This is a genomic window from Duganella alba (genome assembly GCF_009674495.1).
Lineage (GTDB): Bacteria > Pseudomonadota > Gammaproteobacteria > Burkholderiales > Burkholderiaceae_D > Rugamonas > Rugamonas alba.
Genome location: NZ_WKJN01000015.1, coordinates 93,116 through 115,619, shown reverse-complemented (window position 1 = coordinate 115,619; position 22,504 = coordinate 93,116). Strand labels below are relative to the sequence as shown.

At 61.8% G+C, this 22,504-nt stretch carries 22 protein-coding genes; 14 read left to right on the top strand and 8 right to left on the bottom strand.

The annotated features are described in order from the left end of the window. Positions 1-24: 24 nt before the first annotated feature. Together GJ695_RS16470 and GJ695_RS16465 are read left to right on the top strand one after the other, a co-directional pair. The gene (locus GJ695_RS16470; RefSeq protein ID WP_154366542.1) at positions 25-348 is read left to right on the top strand and encodes a hypothetical protein; all 324 of its coding nucleotides are present in this window, start codon (positions 25-27) and stop codon (positions 346-348) included. A gap of 253 nt (positions 349-601) precedes the next feature. Next, positions 602-940 (top strand): hypothetical protein, encoded by a 339-nt coding sequence (locus GJ695_RS16465; protein WP_154366540.1) that lies wholly within the window; start codon positions 602-604, stop codon positions 938-940. A gap of 62 nt (positions 941-1,002) precedes the next feature. Here the strand turns inward: GJ695_RS16465 and GJ695_RS16460 are convergent, their stop codons facing one another. After that, a complete protein-coding gene (locus GJ695_RS16460; protein WP_154366539.1) occupies positions 1,003-1,848 on the bottom strand; it encodes an HDOD domain-containing protein in 846 nt (281 codons plus the stop codon). Beyond that, on the bottom strand, positions 1,841-2,188 hold the full coding sequence (locus tag GJ695_RS16455; RefSeq protein ID WP_154366537.1) for a hypothetical protein: 348 nt from the start codon (positions 2,186-2,188) through the stop codon (positions 1,841-1,843). The genes GJ695_RS16460 and GJ695_RS16455 overlap by 8 nt, the downstream gene beginning before the upstream one ends. A gap of 120 nt (positions 2,189-2,308) precedes the next feature. Between GJ695_RS16455 and GJ695_RS16450 the strand changes: the two genes are divergently transcribed. Next, a complete protein-coding gene (locus tag GJ695_RS16450) occupies positions 2,309-3,889 on the top strand; it encodes a sensor histidine kinase (protein ID WP_154366535.1) in 1,581 nt (526 codons plus the stop codon). A gap of 49 nt (positions 3,890-3,938) precedes the next feature. Here the strand turns inward: GJ695_RS16450 and GJ695_RS16445 are convergent, their stop codons facing one another. Then, complete coding sequence (locus GJ695_RS16445; RefSeq protein ID WP_166455237.1) at positions 3,939-4,286, bottom strand: PEP-CTERM sorting domain-containing protein; 348 nt, start codon at positions 4,284-4,286, stop codon at positions 3,939-3,941. A 286-nt stretch (positions 4,287-4,572) separates the two neighbouring features. Here GJ695_RS16445 and GJ695_RS16440 point away from each other — a divergent pair, with 286 nt between their 5' ends. The 6 genes from GJ695_RS16440 to GJ695_RS16415 all read left to right on the top strand — a co-directional run bounded on the left by GJ695_RS16440 (position 4,573) and on the right by GJ695_RS16415 (position 10,750). Beyond that, the gene (locus tag GJ695_RS16440) at positions 4,573-5,397 is read left to right on the top strand and encodes a ChaN family lipoprotein (RefSeq protein WP_229260543.1); all 825 of its coding nucleotides are present in this window, start codon (positions 4,573-4,575) and stop codon (positions 5,395-5,397) included. Then, positions 5,394-5,714 carry a thioredoxin family protein gene (locus GJ695_RS16435; RefSeq protein ID WP_154366531.1) on the top strand — a complete coding sequence of 107 codons (321 nt, stop codon included), beginning with the start codon at positions 5,394-5,396 and terminating at the stop codon, positions 5,712-5,714. Before GJ695_RS16440 ends, GJ695_RS16435 begins: the two co-directional genes overlap by 4 nt. A gap of 68 nt (positions 5,715-5,782) precedes the next feature. Continuing rightward, positions 5,783-7,057 (top strand): MFS transporter, encoded by a 1,275-nt coding sequence (locus GJ695_RS16430; RefSeq protein WP_154366529.1) that lies wholly within the window; start codon positions 5,783-5,785, stop codon positions 7,055-7,057. Between the two features lie 137 nt (positions 7,058-7,194). Next, positions 7,195-8,598, top strand: a complete 1,404-nt coding sequence (locus GJ695_RS16425) for an MFS transporter (RefSeq protein WP_154366527.1) — start codon at positions 7,195-7,197, stop codon at positions 8,596-8,598. After that, on the top strand, positions 8,598-9,692 hold the full coding sequence (locus tag GJ695_RS16420) for an aldose epimerase family protein (RefSeq protein ID WP_154366525.1): 1,095 nt from the start codon (positions 8,598-8,600) through the stop codon (positions 9,690-9,692). Before GJ695_RS16425 ends, GJ695_RS16420 begins: the two co-directional genes overlap by 1 nt. A 65-nt stretch (positions 9,693-9,757) precedes the next feature. Further along, positions 9,758-10,750, top strand: coding sequence for a LacI family DNA-binding transcriptional regulator (locus tag GJ695_RS16415; RefSeq protein ID WP_154366523.1), 993 nt, complete (start codon positions 9,758-9,760; stop codon positions 10,748-10,750). Here GJ695_RS16415 and GJ695_RS16410 read toward each other — a convergent pair whose 3' ends face one another. From GJ695_RS16410 to GJ695_RS16395, 4 genes are read right to left on the bottom strand one after another with little or no spacing between them, the layout of a single operon-like run. Beyond that, positions 10,751-12,013 (bottom strand): NAD(P)/FAD-dependent oxidoreductase, encoded by a 1,263-nt coding sequence (locus tag GJ695_RS16410; RefSeq protein ID WP_154366521.1) that lies wholly within the window; start codon positions 12,011-12,013, stop codon positions 10,751-10,753. It lies immediately after the preceding gene. Continuing rightward, a complete protein-coding gene (locus GJ695_RS16405) occupies positions 12,010-12,267 on the bottom strand; it encodes a (2Fe-2S)-binding protein (protein WP_154366519.1) in 258 nt (85 codons plus the stop codon). The genes GJ695_RS16410 and GJ695_RS16405 overlap by 4 nt, the downstream gene beginning before the upstream one ends. Next, positions 12,260-13,366, bottom strand: coding sequence for an NAD(P)/FAD-dependent oxidoreductase (locus tag GJ695_RS16400; RefSeq protein ID WP_166455238.1), 1,107 nt, complete (start codon positions 13,364-13,366; stop codon positions 12,260-12,262). The genes GJ695_RS16405 and GJ695_RS16400 overlap by 8 nt, the downstream gene beginning before the upstream one ends. After that, positions 13,363-14,295: a 4-hydroxyproline epimerase gene (locus GJ695_RS16395; protein ID WP_154366517.1), complete on the bottom strand. Its 933-nt coding sequence runs from the start codon at positions 14,293-14,295 to the stop codon at positions 13,363-13,365. The genes GJ695_RS16400 and GJ695_RS16395 overlap by 4 nt, the downstream gene beginning before the upstream one ends. Positions 14,296-14,387: 92 nt before the next feature. Here GJ695_RS16395 and GJ695_RS16390 point away from each other — a divergent pair, with 92 nt between their 5' ends. Further along, the gene (locus tag GJ695_RS16390; RefSeq protein ID WP_154366515.1) at positions 14,388-15,155 is read left to right on the top strand and encodes an AraC family transcriptional regulator; all 768 of its coding nucleotides are present in this window, start codon (positions 14,388-14,390) and stop codon (positions 15,153-15,155) included. On the opposite strand, the gene GJ695_RS16385 is transcribed toward GJ695_RS16390, so the two are convergent. Further along, on the bottom strand, positions 15,144-16,625 hold the full coding sequence (locus GJ695_RS16385; protein ID WP_154366513.1) for a GGDEF domain-containing protein: 1,482 nt from the start codon (positions 16,623-16,625) through the stop codon (positions 15,144-15,146). The genes GJ695_RS16390 and GJ695_RS16385 overlap by 12 nt on opposite strands. Positions 16,626-16,811: 186 nt before the next feature. On the opposite strand from GJ695_RS16385, the gene GJ695_RS16380 reads away from it, so the two are divergent. From GJ695_RS16380 to GJ695_RS16365, 4 genes are read left to right on the top strand one after another with little or no spacing between them, the layout of a single operon-like run. Next, on the top strand, positions 16,812-19,457 hold the full coding sequence (locus GJ695_RS16380; RefSeq protein WP_371866535.1) for a type VI secretion system Vgr family protein: 2,646 nt from the start codon (positions 16,812-16,814) through the stop codon (positions 19,455-19,457). A gap of 2 nt (positions 19,458-19,459) precedes the next feature. Further along, a complete protein-coding gene (locus GJ695_RS16375) occupies positions 19,460-20,272 on the top strand; it encodes a DUF4123 domain-containing protein (RefSeq protein ID WP_154366511.1) in 813 nt (270 codons plus the stop codon). Then, complete coding sequence (locus tag GJ695_RS16370) at positions 20,269-20,868, top strand: DUF3304 domain-containing protein (RefSeq protein ID WP_154366509.1); 600 nt, start codon at positions 20,269-20,271, stop codon at positions 20,866-20,868. Before GJ695_RS16375 ends, GJ695_RS16370 begins: the two co-directional genes overlap by 4 nt. Beyond that, the gene (locus tag GJ695_RS16365; RefSeq protein ID WP_154366507.1) at positions 20,859-22,463 is read left to right on the top strand and encodes a T6SS phospholipase effector Tle1-like catalytic domain-containing protein; all 1,605 of its coding nucleotides are present in this window, start codon (positions 20,859-20,861) and stop codon (positions 22,461-22,463) included. The genes GJ695_RS16370 and GJ695_RS16365 overlap by 10 nt, the downstream gene beginning before the upstream one ends. The last annotated feature ends 41 nt before the right edge of the window (positions 22,464-22,504 follow it).

Below are 22,504 nucleotides of genomic sequence, written 5' to 3'. Positions count from 1 at the left end.
TTGCCATTGCGCTACAGTGGAGTCATGGCAATTAATGTTACTTCCACTTCCAACGCGAATCCCGTGCAGCTGAACCTGCGGGAAACCCGCGCCAACCGCGTCGAGCAGCGCAGCGCGCAGACGGCGGACACGCGCCGTGCCGAACAGGCCAGCCGCGCCGAGAAGGAGGGCGCCGCCCTCAAGCAGCGCGTCAAGGAAAACACCGACGCCAGCCGTACCGAGGCGCGCAACAACGACGAAGCGGCCGCTGCCGACCGCCGTGCCGTTCAGCAATCCGACAAAAAAGCCGACACCCAGCGCCGCGACAACGAAAAAACGCTGGGCCGCAACATCGACACCACCGCCTGATCCTCTCCCGCCCTCCGCTGTAAAGCTGAACTTGCTTTGTGTAACAGTTTCCTACAAGTTCTTGCGTGCGACACCCTCCGGTCCCATGTGATGAAATAGCATTGTTGCTAAGGTTTCTAGCCACTGATTGATGTCGAACAATCTTAGCTCGGTGTGCGCTGGTATCTTGCATGAATGGCAATCTTAGACTCTAAGTTTTGCTTAAGTTCAAACCAGCACTATCTGTTCACCCCAACCAACGAGGAAATTCATCATGGCACATCATGCTCTCGCTTCCCAGGAAAGCTACAACCCCAACCATCTGCTGGATATCTTGCTGGGCAAGATGCAGCTGAAGAACGATGCCGCACTGTCGCGCCTGCTGGAAGTGGCGCCGCCGGTGATCAGCAAAATCCGTCACCACCGTCTGCCGGTCGGCGCTTCGCTGCTGATCCGCATGCATGAAGTGACCGGCATGAGCATCCGCGACCTGCGCGACCTGATGGGCGACCGCCGCACCAAGTACCGCCTGTCCGATGCCCAGGGCCGTCCGAAGCCAGAAGATCGTCCAGCAGCTGACAAGGCCCAGGCCGGAAACGCGGCACATCATTAATGCGCGCCGCGCGCAAGCGCCTGCCGGGTCGCGTGTAAAACCCGCTCCGGCAGGCTGCCGCTTCAGGTCAGCAGCACCATAGAGATCTCTTCATACTGCAGTTCCGTTTCGCGGAAAATTTGCAGATACACTTCTTCATCGAGGCCCAAGGCAGTCCAGGCCACGGTGGACACAGGCGGCACCAGATCGTCCTGTACCTGCGCCAGATCGAGCGCATGCACGATAGCGTCGGCCACGTGAATGATGGCCGCTAGAAATCCCGCGCCCGGTGCTTCCGGGTCGTGATGGCCGCCGATGGCGAGCCGCATCGTGTCCGAGAAATTCCAGTGTTCCGCCAGTGCGAGGCCGGCGTCGACGTGATCGACGCCCAGCACGCTGCGCTCGGCGTCCAGCATGGTGCAGTCGTGCTGCTCGCGGTAGGCGATCGCTTCCGAGTAGTGGTTCGGGAAGCAGGACACCAGCACCAGGCGGCCGATGTCGTGCAGCAGCCCGGCCGTGAAGGCGTAATCCTGATTGAAGCGCATCTGCCGCGCCAGCACCTTGGCGCAGGCGGCGGTGGCGATCGAGTGGCGCCAGAACGCCTTGTGGTCGAAGCCGGGGCAGTGGCCTTCGGCAAAGCAGCCGGTGACGGCGGCCGCCGTGATCAGGTTGCGCGTGGTCTGGAAACCCAGGTAGGTGATCGCCTGCTGGATGGTGGTCACCTTGACCTGCAGGCCATACAGCGACGAGTTGGCCAGGCGCAGCGTCTTGGCCGTCAGCGCCTGGTCGTAGCTGACCTTCTTGGCCAGCACGGAAATGTCGACGTCTTCCTGGTCGATGCTGTTGAGCAGCTCCATCACCACCGCCGGCAGCGAGGGCAGGTCGTCCAGCGTGCGCACCACGTCGTCGTAGCTCAGCGTATTACTCATGTTCCGGCGTCTCCTCTACACCCAGGCGGAAGTCGGTGACGAAGCGGCGCAGCGTGGCCGTGGCCCAGTCGCTGTCGCTGTCCGGATCGTTCTTGCGGAACAGGTGGGCGATGCGCGCCTCGTGGTGCTGCAAGGTGGCCGCCACCACTTCCGGCGTCACGTCGTCCAGCGCGATCGGCAGCACGGCGATGCCGTGGCGCGGCATCAGCGCCAGCATGGCCTCGGTGAGCACCGCGCCCTGCGGCAGCAGCACATTGCCTTGCACATCGAGCAGCACGTCGGACAGGACCATGCCCGGCCGCACCTCCGCCAGCGTCAGTTGATGATAGTTGCTTGCCATGCGGCCTCCTGATTGCTTCTTGATCTATGTTTCCCGATCTTACCATTGTCTTGCCAAGATGCAGCCCATACCGTACATTGGGGCGTTGCCGTCAAATCCGTGTTGTCGGGAGATCGCTCGATGTTTGGTATTAAAGGCCGCTTGACGCTGCTTTTCGTGGTCATTGTCACTCTGGTGCTGGGCGTGTCCGGCACCTACGCCCAGTACAGCCTTGGTCATGAGCTTGAAGTCAGCAGCCAGCGTCTGAGGCAGGGCGTGCTGACGCGCCTGCAAACCAGCCTGCCGTCCGCCCTGTGGGACCTGGACAAGGCCAAGGTCGACAACATCGTCGCGGCCGAGATGATGCCGCCGGAGCTGGTCTCCATCCGTGTCTATGATACGTCGGTCGGCCTGTTCTCGGGCAAGCTGCGCAACGAGAACGGCACCATTTCCTCGATTGAAAACGACGCCGCCGTGGTCGGCACGCCGGTGGTGGCCGACCTGGCCTACCGCGATTCCGGCGCGGCCGGGGCGGCGCTCAAGCCGGTGATCGTCGGCCGCGTGGTGGTCAATTTCAGCCGCGCGCAGATCGACGCCACGCTGGCCGCCGAGGTGCGGCGCAAGGTCACCGAGGTGCTGCTGCTGGACCTGATCCTGGTGGCGGCGCTGGCGTGGTCGCTGCGCATCGTGTTCGATCCGCTCAAGCAGCTGCGCGACGGCCTGTTCGATCTGGCCACGCGCGGCAGCGACGAGGTGGAGGAGCTGCCGGACAACCGCCAGGATGAGCTGGGCGAGGTGATCCGCGGCTTCAACGCCATTCAGCGCAAGATCAAATCGAATATCCAGCGCATCCGCGAGGCCGAGGACGAGGCGCGCAAGTCGGCGCAGGCCACCGCCAAGGCGATGGACGACCTGCGCCGCACGCAGGAGTCGCTGTTGCAGGCAGAACGGCTGGCCTCGCTGGGTGGGCTGGTGGCCGGCGTCGCGCACGAGATCAACACGCCGGTCGGCATCGCGCTGACCAGCGCCTCGGTGCTGATGGAGGCGACCGAGAAGGTGCAGGCCTCGGTCGAGGGCGGCAACATCAAGAAATCCGACATCACGCGCTACCTGGAGACGGCGGCCGAGAGCACCCGGCTGATCATGAACAACGCCTACCGCGCGGCGCACCTGATCCACAGCTTCAAGCAGATCGCGGTCGACCAGGTCAGCGAGGCGCGCCGCCGCTTCGAGCTGCGCGACTACATCAACGAGGTGGTGTCGAGCCTGCAGCCCAAGCTGAAGAAGACCCGCATCACGGTCAGCATCGCCTGTCCGCCCGACATCATGCTCGACAGCTACCCCGGCGCGCTGGCGCAGGTGATCACCAACCTGACGCTGAACTGCGTCGACCACGCCTTCGGGCCGGAGGACGAGGGCCGCATCATCATCGGCGTGGCGCAGCAGGGCGACTGGATCGAAATGCAGGTGACCGACAACGGCAAGGGCATTCCGCCGGACATGCTGGACAAGGTGTTCGATCCCTTCGTCACCACGCGGCGCGGCCAGGGCGGCACCGGCCTGGGCCTGAATATCGTGTTCAACCTGATCGCCAAGCAGTTCGGCGGCAGTATCACCGTGTCCAGCGTGCTGGGACAGGGCGCCAGCTTCGTGCTGCGCATGCCGTGCGTGACGCCGGTGGATGACGTCACCCTGCACGCCGATTCGCGCCTGCACGCCTGACGTAAAAAATCCCGCACGCAGCGGGATGTTTCATGGGGCGGTGCGGCGCCTAGTCGTCAAACTTGTCGGTCGACTGGCGGCGGCGCGAGACCACGCCCAACACCAACAGACCCAGCATCAGCATGACGAAGGTGTGCGGTTCCGGCACCGGCGTGGCCGGATCGTTTTGCGGGCGCTGTTTCGGGTCGGCGGGCGGCAGGGTGTGTGGATCGATGTCGCCGTTCCTGTCGACCGCGACGTCGGTGCTGCACGGCGCAGTGTCGCTGGACTCGCAATGAGCCAGGACGATTGTTGCAGGTGCACTATTGCTAGTTTCCGGTGCGGCAGGCTGAGCCTGTACGGCGCCGGCAAGGCTTAAAGCTAGTAAAGCAGTCGAGATCAAGGACAGTACTTTCACGATGACACTCCTGACGTTGCTGCATCAACAGGAAGTTAAGGTCGAACTAATGCATAAACTGTAAAATTGCGGACGGCGGAATTAATAGTTGCTACCGTTCTGCTATTAAACCATGGCCCATAATAAATTGCCATCACTTTTTCTTTTGGTACAACGTAATTTTGCGTCGCAACAACACCCGCCGGCCGTTTGCCTGTGGCGCAGAGGAATGTCACTTTTTCAACAAATAATTTTGAAGCATACAGGCGTTCATCAGATGATTTCTACATATAAGGCCAGAACACAATTGACTTTGGCGCTGCCGGCGGCGGTGTTGTTGGCAGGCTGCGCCAGCGGCGGCAAGCCGGCCAGCGCGCCGGCGGCGGACTTGCTGGAAGCCAAGAATCCGCAGGTGCTGCTGCTGGGCGAGGTGCATGACAACGTCCAGGGCCACAAGCTGCGCTACGAGCTGCTGCGGCAGCGGGTGGAGGCGGGCTGGCGGCCGGCCATCGTCATGGAGCAGTTCGACCGCGAGGACCAGGATCTGGTCGACAAGGCGCAAAAAGGCTGCGCCGACGCCCAGTGCGTGATCCAGGTGGTGGCCGGTGCGCGCTGGGATTGGCAATTGTATTATCCTGTGATCCAGCTGGCGCTGACCTATCACCTGCCGCTGGTGGCGGGCAATCTGTCGCGCGCCGATGCGTCGCGCGTGGTGCGCGACGGCGTCAAGGCCACGTTCGATCCGCAAAGCATCAAGGATTACAAGCTGGACGCGCCGGTGCCGGCGGCGGTCCGCAACGCGCAGCAGCAGGAAATCGTCACCGGCCATTGCAATATGCTGCCGGAGATGATGGTAGGCGGCATGATCGACGCCCAAATGTCGCGCGATATCTGGATGGCCAAGATCATCCGCGACCAGCAGCCGAAGGATGTGGTGCTGATTGCCGGCAACGGCCACGTGCGCAAGGATATCGGCGTCGGCTACTGGCTCAAGCAGGTGGCGCCGGCGCTGACCATGCGCAGCGTGGGCTTTGTGGAAAGCCGTGACAACGGCGGGCGCTACGACAGCATCCAGACGCTGGCGCCGCAGCAACGAGACGACCCGTGCAAACAACTGAAAAAGGGTAAATGAAGACACAATACATCCCCGAGGCGCCGCAGCGCGCCGAGATCGACGCCACCCAGGGCGCGGTGCTGCTGGAGTTCGGCGCCAACTGGTGCGGCCACTGCATGGCCGCGCAAGCGCCGCTGCAACAGGCGTTTGCCGGCAACGAGAGCGTGCGCCACTACAAGGTCGAGGACGGTCCCGGCCGGCCGCTGGGGCGCTCGTTCCGCGTCAAGCTGTGGCCGACCTTTATCTTCCTGCTGGACGGCGAGGAAAAGGCGCGCGTGGTGCGGCCGCTACGCGCCGATGACCTATCGGTTGGCTTTGCGCAAATCGACCCCTGACCAGGCTTGGCAATCCTGCAATGTCCTGTGTATGATGGCCCGCACACCACATTGCAGGAGCGTCAAGCATGAGCCAGCCTCACCAGGGAGCGACGAAGGGCAATTCGCCGGCCACCGTGTTGTTTGCCAGTCTGATCGGCACCACGATTGAGTTCTTCGATTTCTACATCTACGCCACCGCTGCCGTGCTGGTGTTCCCCAAGCTGTTCTTCCCGGCCGGCGATCCCGCCGCCGCCACGCTGCAATCCCTGGCCACCTTCGCCATCGCCTTTTTTGCCCGTCCGGTAGGCTCGGCCGTGTTCGGCCACTTCGGCGACCGCATCGGCCGCAAGGCGACGCTGGTGGCGGCGCTGCTGACCATGGGCGTGTCCACCGTGGTGATCGGCCTGCTGCCGACCTACGCCACCATCGGCACCCTGGCGCCGGCCCTGCTGGCGCTGTGCCGCTTCGGCCAGGGCCTGGGCCTGGGCGGCGAGTGGGGCGGCGCGGTGCTGCTGGCCACCGAGAACGCGCCGCCGGGCAAGCGCGCCTGGTACGGCATGTTCCCGCAGCTGGGCGCGCCGATCGGCTTCTTCCTGTCGGGCGGTATCTTCCTGCTGTTGAGCCAGGTGCTCAGCGACGCCGAGTTCTTCAGCTATGGCTGGCGCATTCCTTTCCTGGCCAGCTCGCTGCTGGTGATCGTCGGCCTGTACATCCGCCTGAAGATCCATGAAACGCCGGACTTCCAGAAGGTGCTGGACAAAAACGAGCGCGTCAAGGTGCCGGTGCTGACCGTGTGGCGCGACCACCGCCGCGTGCTGGTGCTGGGCACATTGATCGCGCTGTGCACCTTCGTGCTGTTCTACCTGATGACGGTGTTCGCGTTGAGCTGGGGCACCAGCGCGCTGAAGTTCACGCGCCAGAATTTCCTGATCCTGCAATTGTTCGCCGTGCTGTTCTTTGCGCTCACGATTCCGTTCTCGGCCGTGTGGGCCGACCGCAAGGGCCGCCGTTCGACGCTGATCTGGGTCTCGGCCGCGATTGCCGTGTTCGGCCTGGTGCTGGGGCCGATGTTCGGTTCGGGCGATCCGACCGAGGTGACCATCTTCCTGTCGCTGGGTCTGGGCCTGATGGGGCTGACTTACGGTCCGCTGGGCACCATGCTGTCGGAACTGTTCCCGGCCGAGGTGCGCTACACCGGTTCGTCGCTGACCTTCAACCTGGCCGGCATCCTGGGCGCCTCGCTGGCGCCGTATGCCGCCACCTGGCTGGCGACCAACCACGGCTTGCAGTACGTCGGCTACTACCTGTCGGTGGCCGCGGTCATCAGTCTGGTGGCGCTGTTCATGGTGAAAACCCGCTAAGTCATCGTACAACAATCGACGGCAAGCCCATCTTTCCGCTTGCCTCGGGTTCTAAGTAGTTGTACGATGACATACGACTAAAGGTGATCTCGTGGAGACCGAGAGATCATCACCATAAACATAAAATAAGTGATGCCATGAACCTGAGCGAGCCTGTCAATGCGCAAGCGGTGGCGCAATCCGTCGGTAAATACCGTTGGACCATCTGCGCCCTGTTGTTTTTTGCCACCACCGTCAATTACCTGGACCGCCAGGTATTGAGCCTGCTGGCCCCTTCCTTATCGACCGAGTTTGGCTGGAGCAATACCGACTACGCCAACATCGCCGCCGCCTTCCAGTTCGTCTACGCCATCTCGATGCTGTTTGCCGGCCGCGTGGTCGACAAGATCGGCACCAAGGCCGCCTACGTGGTGGCGATCACCGTGTGGTCGCTGGGCGCGTTGCTGCACGCCTTCTCGGTGCCGATCGGCAACGTGACGGTGGCGGTGCTGGGTGTGTTCGGCGTGGTTGCCGTGCCGTCCATTGCCGGCTTCATGATTTCGCGCGCGGTGCTGGCGGTCGGCGAGGCGGGCAATTTCCCGGCCGCGATCAAGGCCACCGCTGAATACTTCCCGAAGAAGGAACGCTCTTTCGCCACCGGCATCTTCAACTCGGGCGCCAACGTCGGCGCGATCCTGGCGCCGATCTCGGTGCCGCTGATCGCGGCCGTGTGGGGCTGGCAGGCGGCCTTCGTCATGATCGGCATGCTGGGCTTCATCTGGATGAGCGTGTGGCTGTGGCTGTACGAGAAGCCGGAGCAGCAGAAGCGCCTGTCGGCCGTCGAACTGGCCTACATCCGCAGCGACACCATCGCGCCGGTGGAAACCACGGAAGAAGCGTCGATCGCCGCCGCCAAGAAAGTCTCCTGGTTCCAGCTGCTGAAGTATCGCCAGACCTGGGCCTTCGCCTTCGGCAAGTTCATGACCGATGGCGTGTGGTGGTTCTTCCTGTTCTGGCTGCCGACCTATCTGTCGGCGCAATACGGCATGAAGGGCGAGGCCATCGTCATCCCGCTGGCCGTGCTGTACAGCATGACCATGGTCGGTTCGATCGGCGGCGGCTGGTTCCCGAGCTACTTCATGGCGCGCGGTTATGCGCCGTATGACGGCCGCATGAAAGCCATGCTGATGATCGCCTTCTTCCCGCTGGTGGTGCTGCTGGCGCAGCCGCTGGGCGCGATCAGCTACTGGATTCCGGTGCTGCTGATCGGCGTCGGCGCGTCGGCGCACCAGGCCTGGTCGGCGAATATCTTCACCACCGTGTCCGACATGTTCCCGCAAAAATCGGTGGCTTCGGTGATCGGCATCGGCGGCATGGCCGGCGGCATCGGCGGCGTGGCGCTGACCAAGCTGGGTGGCTGGGTGTTCGACTACTACAAGCAGGTGAACGACATCCACACCGGCTACATGATCATGTTCGGCATTTGCGCCGTGGCTTACCTGGTGGCGTGGAGCGTGATGAAGGCGCTGGTCCCGCGCCACAAGGAAATCACCGACCTGTGATGCGCGCGGCCCTGACCGCCGCGCTGCTCGCGGCCTGCGTCCATGCGAGTGCCGCCGGCGGCATCCGCACGGAGGCGTATGGCGTCACCCAGGCCGGCCAGCCGGTCGAGAAAGTCGTGCTTGAAAATGCGCGCGGCATGCGGCTGGCCTATATTGATTACGGCGCCACGCTGGTGGCGGCCGACGTCGCGGACAAGCAAGGCAAGCGCACCAACGTCATTCTCAGCCTGCCCGACCTGGCGGCGTTCGAGCGCACGCGCGGCCGCTACGGCGCCGTGATCGGCCGCTACGCCGGCCGCATCGCCAACGCGCGCTACACGCTGGACGGCAAGACCGTGCAGCTGCCCGCCAACAGCAAGGGCATGGCCATCCACGGCGATCCCGATCCCTACGACAAGCGTGTGTGGCAGCGCCAGGATTTCGCCGACAGGGAATCGATCGGCTCCATCTACCGCCTGCACAGTGCCGACGGCGACCAGGGCTTCGCCGGTGCGCTGGACATCACCGTGACCTACCGCCTGCTGCGCAAGCGCGACGAATTCCGCATCGAGTACCAGGCCACGAGCAGCGCGCCAACGGTGCTCAACCTGACCAATCACGTGTATCTGAACCTGGCCGGCGCCGCCGCCAATACGCTGCGGGATCATCGCTTCCAGATCGCCGCCGACCGGTACCTGGAAACCGACGCGCTGCGCATCCCGACCGGCGCGCTGCTGGACGTGGCGGGCACGCCGTTCGACTTTCGCCGCGCCGCCAGCGTCAGCGCGCGGCTGGACAGCGTGACCGGCGGCTATGACCACAGCCTGGTGCTGGCCAAGCCGGTTGGCGCCTATGCGCCCGTGGCCACCATCATCGCGGCCGGCCGCAAGCTGGTGGTCAGCACCAGCGAGCCTTCGGTGCAGCTGTACACGGTCAACGGCTTTGACGGCAAGGAGATCGGCAGCGAAGGCGTGGCCTATCAGCGCTTCGGCGCGTTTGCCTTCGAAACCCAGCATTTCCCGGACAGTCCGAACCACGCCAGCTTCCCCAGCACCGCGCTGCGTCCGGGCCAGGTCTTCCGTTCGCAGACCAGCTACCGCTTTATGACGGACTAAACATGCCGTCATGCTAAGATTGTCGCTTCGGCGCAGCAGCCGCCACGCTTTCCGACAGTCTGAACATGAAAAAAAACGTAGCAACCATCCGTGACGTGGCCGCCGCCGCCGGTGTCTCGACTGCCACCGTCTCCAAGTTCGTCAACGGTGCGCAGCGTTTCTCGCCCGCGGTGGAAGCCACCATCACCGAGGTGATTGCAAAGCTGGGCTACCGTTCCAACCCGCTGGCGGCGTCGATGATCACCGGCCGCACCAAGAGCATCGGCCTGTCGGTGCTGGACGTCAGCAATCCCCACTTCACCAGCATCGTCAAGGGCGCTAACCGTGTGGCGCAGGCGCACGGCTACACGCTGCTGCTGGTCGATACGGAAGAGAATCCGGGCCGCGAACGCCCGCTGCTGGAGGCGCTGAGCCGCCGCGTCGACGGCATGATCGTCTTCTCGCGCATGCTGGAAGAGGAAATGGACTGGATGACGGAGCTGGGCAAGCCGCTGGTGTTCTTCGGCCGCCTGAACCGCCTGGAGATTCCATGGGTGATCAGCGACGACCATCGCGGCGCCTACATGCTGACGCGCCACCTGGTGTCGCTGGGCCACAAGCGCATCGCCTACCTGAGCTTCCCGCGTTCGCGCCGCGACGAAGAGCGCCTGGGCGGCATCCGCGAATGCCTGGCCGCGCATGGCATGGAACTGATCGTCCACGAAAGCAGCGCGCCGACGGCGGCCGAAGGCGAGCGCGTATGCTCGGCCATCATGCTGGGCGGCGAACATCCGGATGCGCTGATCTGCTATAACGACCTGATGGCGCTGGGCTTCATGAAGGCGGCGCAGGCGCTGGGCTTCAAACTGCCGGAGGATATGTCGGTGGCCGGCTTCGATAATATTCAATACGGTTTATACACGTCGCCGGCGCTGACCACGGTCGACCTGCAAAGTGAACGCATGGGCGCAGCCGCCATGGAAAAACTGATTGCCACCATCGACGGCAAGGCGCCGCCGACCACCACCATGATCGAGCCGCAACTGATCCTGCGCGGCTCGACCATCAAGCGCAATTAACTACTCGATGATGCTGGCGATGCGGGTCGGCGAGATCGGCATCCTGACCGCGTCCGGCCGCCAGCCGTAAAGCACCTCGGTGGCGCCGCCGCAGATGCGGCCCTGGCACGGACCCATGCCGCAGCGGGTTTGCAGCTTGGCGCTGCGCCAACTGCCATGCGTGCGCAGTTCGTTGTGGCAGACGTCTTCGCAGCGGCAGACGATGGTGTCGTCGCCGGCCAGCGTGCGCAGTTCGGGACGCAGCGCAAACGCGCGCGCCAGGCGCCCGGCAAACTTCCGCCAATGCGCGCGGCTTTGCATCGCCTCCGGTGACGGCTCGGCTTTGCCGCAGGCGGCCAGGCCGGCGATATGGCCTTCCGCCAGGGCCAGATCCACGCCGCCGATGCCGGTGCCTTCGCCGGCGCAGTAGATGTCCGGCACGGAGGTAAGCTGCGATTCATCCACTGTCACCACTGTCTGCGCGCCGTCCGTCGCGGTGGCGCAGCCCAATGCCTGCGCCAGTTCCACGTTTGGCATCAGGCCGTAGCCGCAGGCCAGATAATCGCATTGCAGGTTTTCCATCTCGGGTACGCCGCCGCGCTGGATCTGCACTGATTGCAGCGTGCCGTCGCCATGCGCCGAATGCACGAAGCTGTCGCGCAGATACGGCGTGCCGCCCAGTTGCGCCATCAATTGCATCGCCTGGGTGATCCTGGCCGGCGTCGCCAGCAGGCCTAAGCCGAAGCGCAGCAGCGCCGGGGTGCCCGCCTGTTCGACGATGGCGACGATGTGCGCACCCTTGCTCTTCAGCGTGGCGGCGGCGGCCAGCAGCAGCGGGCCGCTGCCCGCCACCACTACGCGCTTGCCTTGCAGCGGATAGCCGCCCTTGGCCAGCGCCTGCAGGCCACCGGCTCCGGTGACGCCGGGCAGCGTCCAGCCAGGGAAGGGCAGCAGGCGTTCGCGCGCGCCGGTCGCCAGCACGAGTCTGGCGTAATGCAGCGTGGCCGCTGCGCTGGGTGTCTGCACCAGCAATTGGCCCTGCTGCGGCGCGTACATCACGCGCGTCTGCGGCAAGAACTCGACCAGCTCCGACGCACGCAAGGCGTTCCACATCTGCGGTGCGCGCGCATCGGCTTGCAGGTCCGGGCCGCCGCGCCAGATCTGGCCGCCGGCCAGCGGATTGTCGTCGATGATGCCGACCTGCGCGCCCTGCGTCATCGCTGCATGCGCCGCCGCCAGGCCCGCCGGGCCGGCGCCCACCACCAGGACGTCGTAGCGCTTCATGCCACAGCTCCGGTGACGACGTGCATGCCGTCGGCGCACAGCGTCTGGCACGACAGCTGGTGCGGGCGGCCGTCGATGGTGACGCGGCATTCCTGGCAGACGCCCATGCCGCACAAGGGCGCGCGCGCTGCGCCACTGACCGAGCGGCGGGTGATGATGTCGCCCGTCATGGCGATGGCGGCGGCCACGGTCACGCCGGGCGCCACGCTGATGTCGGTGGCGTTGATGTTGAGGGTGATCAGGGTGTCAGACATGGAAGCGTCCCGGCAGGTAGGGCGCAAACGGGATGCGCGTTCTTTCGTTCTGCATCTGGCCGGCCAGCAGCTGCGCCGTCGCCAGCGAGGTGGTGATGCCCAGGCCTTCGTGGCCGGTGGCCAGCCACAAACCGCTCCTTGCGCCGCTAGGGCCGATCAACGGCAGGCCGTCCGGCGTGGCGGCGCGAAAGCCGGTCCAGGTGCGCAGTACATTCAGCTGCGCCAGTTGCGGCGTGAAGGTGGCGGCGTGGCGCAGCATGCGTTGCAGCATGGCTGGTTCCACCGCCGGATCGGTGGTGTCGAACTGACGCGAAGAGCCGATCAGGATTTGTCCGGTGGGACGTGGTTGCAGATTGAACGCCACCGAATCGCCGCTGGCGGCGTGCGCGCTCTTGATGTAGCCCAGCTCCACCAACTGGTGCCTGACGAAACCCGGATAGCGGTCGGTGATGGCGAGGTGGCCTTTCTTGGGCTGGATCGGCAGTTCCGGCAGCAGCGCGCTGGAACGGGCACCGGCCGCCAGCACGATGTGCTGCGCCTGATGGCGCGTGCCGTCCCCCAGCACCACGCAGTGGTCCTCGATGGCGGTGACGCTGGCGCGGCGCGTGATGGCGCCGCGGCGCATGGCGCGGTCCAGCAGGATGCGGGTGGTCTTGGGCGGATACACCAGTCCATCGCCGCGCACCAGGAGGCCGCCGGCCAGGCCGGCGCGCAGCTGCGGCTCGCGCGCATACAGCGCGGCGGGCGTCAGCACTTCACAGATCAGGCCATGGCCGGACAGGTTCTGCGCCTTCTCCAGCGCGGCATCCATTTCCTCTTCATCGGCGGCGATCCAGATGGTGCCGCAGCCGCTGTATTCGTGGCGCTGCGGGCGGTCGCCCACTAGATCCTTCCACAACGAGACCGAGTAGGCCGACAGCGCCAGTTCCGCCGAGTTGTCGTCCATGACCACCAGGTGGCCCATGCCGGCCGCCGTGGCGCCGCCGCCGGCGATGTCCTGCTCGATGATCGCCACGCGCAGTCCGCGCTCGCTGAGCGCATCCGCACATGCGGCGCCGACGATGCCGGCGCCGATGACGATCACGTCGGCACTGATCACCGGATGCCCCAGACGAAGGGATCGCTCGGATCGAGGATCAACTGCGCCTGCGCATTGACCCAGGCCTTGCCGCGTATGCTCGGCAGCAGCTGGCCGTCGCGCACGCGGTACGAAGCCTCGAACACGCTGCCGATCACGCTTTCCTGCTTCCACAGCGCGCCTTCGGCCAGCTTGCCGTCGGCGGCCAGGCAGGCCAGCTTGGCGCTGGTGCCGGTGCCGCAGGGCGAGCGGTCGTAGGCCTTGCCGGGGCAGAGCACGAAGCTCTGGCTGTCGGCGCCGGTGCGCGAATCGGCAAACAGTTCGATGTGGTCGATCACGGCGCCGTTGTCGCCGGTGATGCCGGCCCTGGCCAGCGCGTCGCTGACGGCGACTGTGTAGCTGGTGAGCGCCTCGACATTGCGCACGCTCAGTTCCTGGCCATGATCGGCGACCAGGAAGAACCAGTTGCCGCCGTAGGCGATGTCACCGGTGACGGCGCCATGGCCCGGCACCTCCACCGTGACGGCGGCGCGGCTGCGGTACGACGCCACGTTGTCCACGGTGACGCTGCCATCGGCATGCAGTTCCGCTTCCACCACGCCCACCGGCGTGTCGATGCGGTGGCGGCCGGGCGCGATGCGGCCCATGAAGGCCAGCGACGCCACCAGGCCGATGGTGCCGTGGCCGCACATGCCCAGGTAGCCGACGTTGTTGAAGAAGATCACACCCGCCACGCAGTCCGGCGCGTGCGGCTCGCACAGCAGCGCGCCCACCAGCACGTCCGAGCCGCGCGGCTCGCACACCACGGCGGAGCGGAAGTTGTCGTGGGCGGCGCGCAGCCGGGCCAGGCGTTCGCTGAGCGGGCCTTTGCCCAATTCAGGGCCGCCGTCGATGACAAGGCGGGTCGGTTCGCCGCCGGTATGGGAATCGATGATGGAGATGGTTTTCATACCATAAATCTTAGGCTGGACGCTGCCCCCTGTCTTGCTTGGCCTGCGCATGATGGGTGACGAAATCTGCATAATGGTGCACAATAAAGTTCATGCATACAGAATCCGTCAACAATCAGGCCGCGCGCCGCACACTGGGTGCAAATATCGCCGATCCCTTTTTTGCAGAGGGCTTGTTCGATGCGTTGCCGGACGTGGTGTTTTTCGTCAAGGATATCGAAGGGCGTTACGTGGTGGTCAACCAGACGCTGGTCCAGCGTTGCGGCCAGCGGCACAAATCGGCGTTGATCGGACGCACGCCGGCCGAGGTGTTCGCCCATCCGTTCGGCCAGACCTATCTGGCGCAGGACATGCAAGTGCTGGCCGGTGACAGCGATATCGAAGACCAGCTGGAACTGCACCTGTATCCCAACCGCGATCCCGGCTGGTGCCTGACCCGCAAGACCGCGCTGCGCGACGCCCATGGCCGCATCGTCGGCCTGACCGGCATCTCGCGCGACCTGGCGATGGCGGACAAGAAAAATCCGGCCTACCGCAAGGTGGCGGCGGCAGTGCAGGTGATCCATGAACAGTACGGCCAGCCGCTGCAGCTGCCGGAGCTGGCGCGCATCGCGAATATGTCGGTGGCGCAGATCGAGCGCTACTTCCTGCGCATCTTCCACCTGACGCCGCGCCAGATGATCATCCAGACCCGCGTCGATGCCGCCTCGCGCATGCTGAACGGCGCCGCCAGCGTGGCGGAGATCGCGCAGGCCTGCGGCTATGGCGATCACTCGGCGTTCACGCGCCAGTTCAAGGCCACCACCGGGCTGACGCCCAGCCAGTATCGGCAGCTATCGGCGCGCCGTTCAGGTGACTGATTCGACGTCGGCCAGTTCGACGCGATTTCGGCCCAACTGCTTGGCGCGGTACAGCGCCACGTCGGCGGCCTTCAGCAGATCGTCCCACGAGTCCTGCTGGCCCGGTGTGAAGACCGCCACGCCGATACTCACCGTCAGCACCTCAAACGGCGACGTAGCGTGCGGCATGCGCAACGTGGCGATCGAGCGGCACAGCCGTTCCGCCATCGCCAGCGCATGGTCCTCGCCGGAGGCCTGGGCGATCAAGGCGAATTCTTCGCCGCCGTAGCGCGCCACGAAATCGCCGCTGCGGCGCGCGTGCCGCGCCAGCTCGGCCGCGATGGCGCGCAGCGCGTCGTCGCCGCACTGGTGGCCGTAGTGGTCGTTGTATTGCTTGAACAGGTCCACATCCAGCAGTGCCAGCACCAGCGGCTGCTTGCTGCGGCGGGCGCGGTTCCATTCTCCGGTGAGCGTCTCGTCGAAACGGCGGCGGTTGGCGATGCCGGTTAATCCGTCGGTAGCGCTGATCGCGGCCAGGCGCGCGTTCGATTGTTCCAGCTCCCGCGTGCGTTCGCGCACCCGGCTTTCCAGTTCGCGCTCGCGGGTTTGCAGTTCGCTCAAGAGGACGGCAAAGCCGATGCCGATGATGCACAGCGTCAGAATGAATTCCTGCGCGCGCACCACCTCCAGGTGGATCGGCACGTCGCCGAACGGTTTCAGGCCAGTGGTCATCAGCATCGCAGTGCTTAGTGAAATCAGCGCCACCAGCAGCGTGGTGAGACGCACACCGAAGCGGAAGGCGATCACCGCCACCGCTGGCAGCAGCAGCGTTGGGGTGACGGATACGCCATCGATTTCACCGCCATGAGCCGACAGGACGGCGAAGGACAACATCAGCGTCAGTCCCAGCGCCGCATCATCGAGGCGCGTCAGCTTAAGGCGCTGGCGCTGCGGTTGGGTGTAGGCGAGCAGCAGCGGCGTGTAGATCAGCAGTCCGAGGCCGTCACCGAACCACCACACCCGCGCCAGCGTGAAATAGGACGTGGTGGCGCCGCCCACCTGCTGCAGTACCACGGCCGCCAGCAAACCGGCCAGCATGGCGCCGAACACCGGGCCGGCGATGATGAACTTGACCAGGTCTTTGAGACGGTGCAAACGCGGCGAGGCGCGGCTGCGCGTCATGATCTGATAGGTGAATGTGATTTCGGCCAGGTTGACGGCGCTAAGCAGCACCGCTTCGTACCACGGAAAGGCGTTCAGGTTGGCCAGCACGTCGGACGTGAAGGTGATCGCGGCCAGCAGCGGTGCGCGCTGACCACGGAAGCGCAGCAGCGCCGCCAGCAGCACGGCGTTGGGCAGCCACACCACCACAGCGTTTTCCGGCGTGACTGCACAGAAGAAAGTCAGCTTGACGCTGGCAAAGTGGAACAGCGCCAATAACAGGCAAAACACCCAGCCCGGCCGCTGCCAGAATTTTTCACGTTTGATCATCGCCAGCATTTTGAGGACAGCACGCCTAAGATTGCCCGGCGACCGTCCTGCTGTCAATGATTGCAATGACGAAAATGTTTAATTGTTACTTTTTTGCATGGCATCTTACGCGGAGTTGCTCAACCTCAAAAGCCTCTCGCATCACTCTGACATGATCGGGCACTTGCACGGCGAACGGGAGAGATTGTGGAAAGCGACAATGACTTCTTCGACTTCATGGCCTTGCCCAAGGAGCTTGTTACCAACAACCGCCCATTGCGGCTGCGCCTCGACCTCCCGGGTGGGATCAACGACGATATGCTGCTGCCGCAGCGCGTGTTCGGTTCCGAGACGCTGTGCGGCGGCATCGAATATCGCGTGCTGTGCGTCTCCTCCAACGTGCACCTGCCGCTGAAGGACATGATCGCCGTGCCGGCGGCGCTGCAATTCGTCACTGATCGCGGCGACTTGCGCAGCGTATGCGGCATCGTCACCGAAGCCGCTTCCGGCGACAGCGACGGGGGCCTTGCCAGCTACCAGCTGGTGCTGCGCGATGCGCTGGCGATCCTGGAAAAGCGTACCAATACCCGTGTGTTTCGCAACATGAACGAGGTGGAAATCGTCCAGCGCCTCCTCAACGAATGGCGGCAGAAAAGCGCCATCCTCGGCACCTGTTTCAACCACGAGACCGACGAAGCCTTCGGCCAGCGCACCTATCCCCAGCGCGAATTCACCATGCAGCACAACGAATCGGACGCCGCTTTTATCCGCCGGCTGCTGAAGCGGCGCGGCATCGGCTGGTACGTACGGGCCGAAGGCGAGGCTGAAGCACCGTCGCACACGCTGGTACTGTTCAACAGCGCCGACAGCCTGCGCCAGAATGCAGCCGGCACCATCCGCTATCACCGCGACGCTGCCACCGAAGAACGTGACACCATCACCTCCTGGAGCGCGGTACGCAGCCTGCAACCGGGCCTAGTGACGCGCCATAGCTGGGATTACCGCAACACTCAGGGGCGCGACTTCATGATGGCGCAAGCCAGCAGTGGCGTCGACCAAGGCCCCAGCGGCAACGAATTAGCCGCAACCCTGGACGACTACCAAGTCCTGATGCCCCACGCCGGCGACGACAACGAAGACCTGTGCCGCCTGGGCCAGGTAAGCATGCACCGCCACGACTATGAGTCCAAATGCTTCCACGGCGAAGGCAGCGTGCGCGACCTGTGCGCCGGTGAATACTTCACGCTGGCGGAGCATCCGGAAGTGGACGAACACGCGCCAGAGGACCGCGACTTCGTCGTCACAGCCTTGCAGGTCACGGCGCAGAACAACCTCCCCAAAGCACTCGCCGCGCGCGTTGAACGCCTGTTCACCCGCAGCCGCTGGATGCAAGGTGCCGCTGACCTTCAATTGCAGCGCGACATTTCCGACAAAGTGACATATGGTCCGCTACGCATGCACATCCAGTTCACAGCTGTCAGACGCGGCGTGACCATCGTCCCGGTCTTTGATCCGGGCGTGGACACGCCGCAGGCACAAATGCAAAGCGCTATCGTCGTCGGCCCGCAAGGCGAAGAAGTCCACTGCGATCAACTAGGCCGCGTAAAAATCCGTTTCCCCGGCACCCGCAGGAAAGACCATGAAGAAGCCGCCGGTTCCGGCGCATCCGATACTGAAACCGATTCCGCCTGGGTACGTGTCGCCTCCAACTGGGCAGGTAATGGCCCGGGGGCCTTTCAACAATGCGGCACGATTGGCTTGCCACGCATTGGTACAGAAGTCTTGGTGACTTTCCTCGGTGGCGATCCAGATAAGCCAGTGGTTGTGGCTCAACTCTATAACCAGCAGGGGCAACCAATTGCTCTCAGCAATGCTGGCGACTTACCAGGGAACCGCTATTTATCTGGAATAAAAAGCCGAGAAATACGTGGTGGCCGTGGCAGCCAACTCCGCTTTGATGATACGAATGGCGAAATCAGTGCGCAGTTGGCGACCGACCACGGCGCGAGTCAGCTGAATCTGGGCTGGCTGTCTGAGCCTAAGGAAAATGGCCGAGGAGAACAGCGGGGATCGGGAGCCGAACTCCGTAGCGATATGAACGTCGTGGTACGTGGTCAACAAGGTGTTCTTATAACCGCCGAACAATGCGAGGCGGAGAAGGGAAAGCATCTCGAACGTGCTGAACTGCTTCGTATTGCGGAAAGTCTGCAAAAACTCGTTTATCAACTAGGGGAGCAGGCGGAGCAACATGCCGGCGACAAGGCTTCGAACAAGGATTTAGCCGACCTAATTGAAAAACTGAGAAAACTTGATACCGATGGAGCTCCGATTGTGGCCCTTAACGGTCCCTCCGGCTTAATTTTCGGGAGCACTAAAAATATCGCAATCGCAGCTGCGACCACGGTTGATATTGTTAGTGCTGCCGCTACTTCTCTAGCCTCCGGAGAGAGTGCGTCATTTCGTTCCGGCCAATCGATGAGCCTATTTGCAAATGAAGGCGGCATAAAGGTGATAGCAGCAAGCGGTAAAGTTGAGTTGCAAGCTCAGGACGATCAGTTACATGTATTGGCTAAAAAGATAGTTGAGATCATTAGCAACACCGATTGGATAACGATCAAGGCCAAAAAGGGAGTACGCATCAATGGCGGTGGAACAGAGTTGGAGCTGAGTGCCGCTGGTATCAAAGGCTACACCTCGGGAAAACATGAGATGTATGCATCCAGCCATCAAACTTTCCCAGGACAAGAGCGTAACGTTTCCTTCCCTGAAGATAAAGCGTTCCACAAGATTTGTATCCCATGCCTATTGATCGCTGCAGATGCGCATAGTCCTTTTGCCAGCTCCGGAGCCTGATCATGACCTCGTCGTACATTCTTATCGACACAACTCTGATTGGGTACCAGAAACACAAGCCGTGGACAAAGAAGCGCCGTAAGCCAAGTTGGATTGCTGCGATATACGAGCGAGATGCAATATCAATCAGTCCGGTACTGATTCATGTGGAGCGCGCATTGCAGTGCTCTCGAATCGACGCAATGATGACACTAGTTAATGCTCAATTACCACAGTTGGGAATTTCGTTCATCGAGACAGAGCTATCGTTGGCGGAATTGCAGACACACCTCCGTCAGTTCATTTATGTTTTGGCTGCCGGCGGCGCAGAGCTAACGTTGAGGTTTGCCGATTGCTTGGTGTTATCTGCACTCTCTATTCTTCTCACCAACGAGCAATGGGCGTCGCTCGTTGCGCCTGTTGACAGCTGGAAAATACACGACCGTGATGGAAAGCTAAAGTCATTGCCCGTCTCCAGGGCTCAATCGACGTTAAGGTCCCCTTTGATACTAAGCGATTGCCAAATTAATTCTCTCAGAGAGGCTTTTGGCGCAGACCAATTGCTGGCGAACTTGCGCAAGATACGGCCGGAGCACGATTCAGAATATTCGACCATGCAGGCACATTGTGATGCCGAGCGAGTGCGGCAGATGTGGTTGTCGGCAGGCCTTGAAGAAAACACAGATTTATTGCTATTTGCTCGCGACGTTTTTGAGACAAAGGGAAGTCTGCTGCGTCACCCTGGCTTACAGCAGGTGCTAGAGCAATCCGATGTCGCCAGTCGCCGCAGGGATCTGCATCGCCTGGCAAGTCATCATTCTGGTGGGGGCAGATGATGATAAAAATAGGGTTACGAGCATTTATCCTTTGCACACTGGGCGTAACTCTTGTGATTTCAGGGAGGACATTCTTCTTTTCCTCTGAGGAAGACGAGTATTTGGCAACGGTAGTGATTGGTGTGCACCATCTCGGACCGGATTACCTGATACCAGAATTTTATATTAACAAATACGGCGGCACAGGCGTGCAACGCGAAGGAGGCGGGAGTGGTGAAATGTGTTGCATCATGATCCCTCGGCGTTGGCGGCCCGGCCTGCTCGTGGAGGTTCGGTGGAGAGTGGAAGATTGGTCGCACGCTGATCGTTTAGAAATAGAGGCCGGAAACTATCGAAGCGTTAAGGCCAGGGCCATGTATATCGCAAAGGTTCCCGTTGAAAAATACTCAGAGGTTTATAGCTTGTACGTTCATTTTTTTCCGAACGGCCAGGTTCGAGTATTGACTACGCCTTTTTCAGTCATCAGCCCCGATCACCCTGTGTCATATGGACCGACAGAGGGGGGAGCATTGGCGACAGCCGGGCGACCTATTGCGAAAATGTTTACGGCTGCTGAAGAGAAGCAGATGGACCATCGGAGGAATACATGGAGATGATGCAATCAAACGGGAAATTCAGAGCTACGCGAACTGCTCCAGTGGAATATCTGAAGCCGTCCAAACCTGCTCAATACGCCAATGCCTCTGCTTGCGAAATAGCTATTCAGATAGGAATTTTCTTTGATGGCACGGGTAATAGCTTATACCTACACAAAAACAAGAAAGGTCATTCCAATGTGGCACGGCTTTATGAAGCTTATCCTCATATACCCGAAAAGGGCACCCATGCAGTGTACATCCCAGGGCTAGGTAAGCCCTTTGCACTAATCAATGAAGTCACAGAAAGTGTGTTTGGAAGCGCTTTTGCCCGAGGCGGCGACTCCCGCATCATGGTTGCGCTGCTGCGAGTTTTCAATGCTTTGCACAGGGGACTATTCGGCACCGAAATCTTTTCGGCTGCGATGATTACGGCGCTCTGTACTAATAGCCCCTCAAAGGGGGATAAAAAATTGCTTCGAAGCGTAGGCCTGACTGATAGTCTGGTCGCAGATGACGGAGCGCTCAGGGGACCATTCTTGACTGTCTGTATAGATAGCATAAAAGCCCGGATGAAGTCTAAGCGCACGGCCACAGTATGCGAGTGTGTTCTGGATATCTTTGGCTTTTCTCGCGGGGCTACGGAGGCGCGAGTATTCTGTCATTGGCTGAATGATTTTCTGACTCGGACCGGGTTGGCTGACATTCCTTGCCGCTTTCGCTTCTTAGGTTTAATGGATACTGTCGCGTCTGTGGGCATAGTTGAAGGCATTAAAAATGATCGCCTGCGTTCTACGGGAGGCCATGCTAATTGGGCTACGCCGGAGGTTATGCGGATTCTTCCCAATGTGGAAAATTGCGTTCACTTAATTGCGATGCATGAACTTCGCAAGAATTTTCCGTTAGACACGGTGTTATTTAATCGAGAGCTACCTTCGAATTGTCTGGAGTTTGCCTATCCAGGATCACACAGCGACGTTGGTGGCGGATATGAACCTGGGGAGCTCGGCGTGTCTCCAGATGATTCGCTAAAGCTCTCGCAGATTACCCTAAATCATCTTTACGATTGCGCACTTGCCGCAGGGGTGCCGCTATCAAAAAGCCGGAGTACCGTAAATTTTTCAATTCATCATGACTTGCTTATGGCATTTGAGAATTTTATCGATACCTCAACAGGGGAACCGAGGTCATTAGGTGATTGGATGCTACCTTACCTGTCGTGGCGTTGGCAGGTAAGGAAAGAATTTGAAAAAACCGGCCAGGTCGCAAAAGCAAATCCTGATCATCGTCGCCTTTTGATTGCATCAAATCGGCAGTTTTGTGCGGCCGATGAACAACTTTCAATGAATGCCCTATTGTCATTCGACGTCCTCAAAAAGAAACGACCTTATGATCGTGACAGAAACCAGGCCAATTTATACGTTCTAGAACCTGAGGCGCCCGAGCTTAGACGAAGGGTGGTCGCTCATCCGAAGGTTTCTTCTTCTGTCGCAAAATTCTTTGATGATTTTGTGCATGATTCTATTGCCGGCTTCCGCGAGCAGCTTGTGGAGCCAACGGGATATTGGCGTTATCGTCGATTGTTTCGCGGCTCCGAAACGCCATATGCAGAATAAGTGGGGATGGTAGACGCGTTACCGTATACCTGGGGATATTA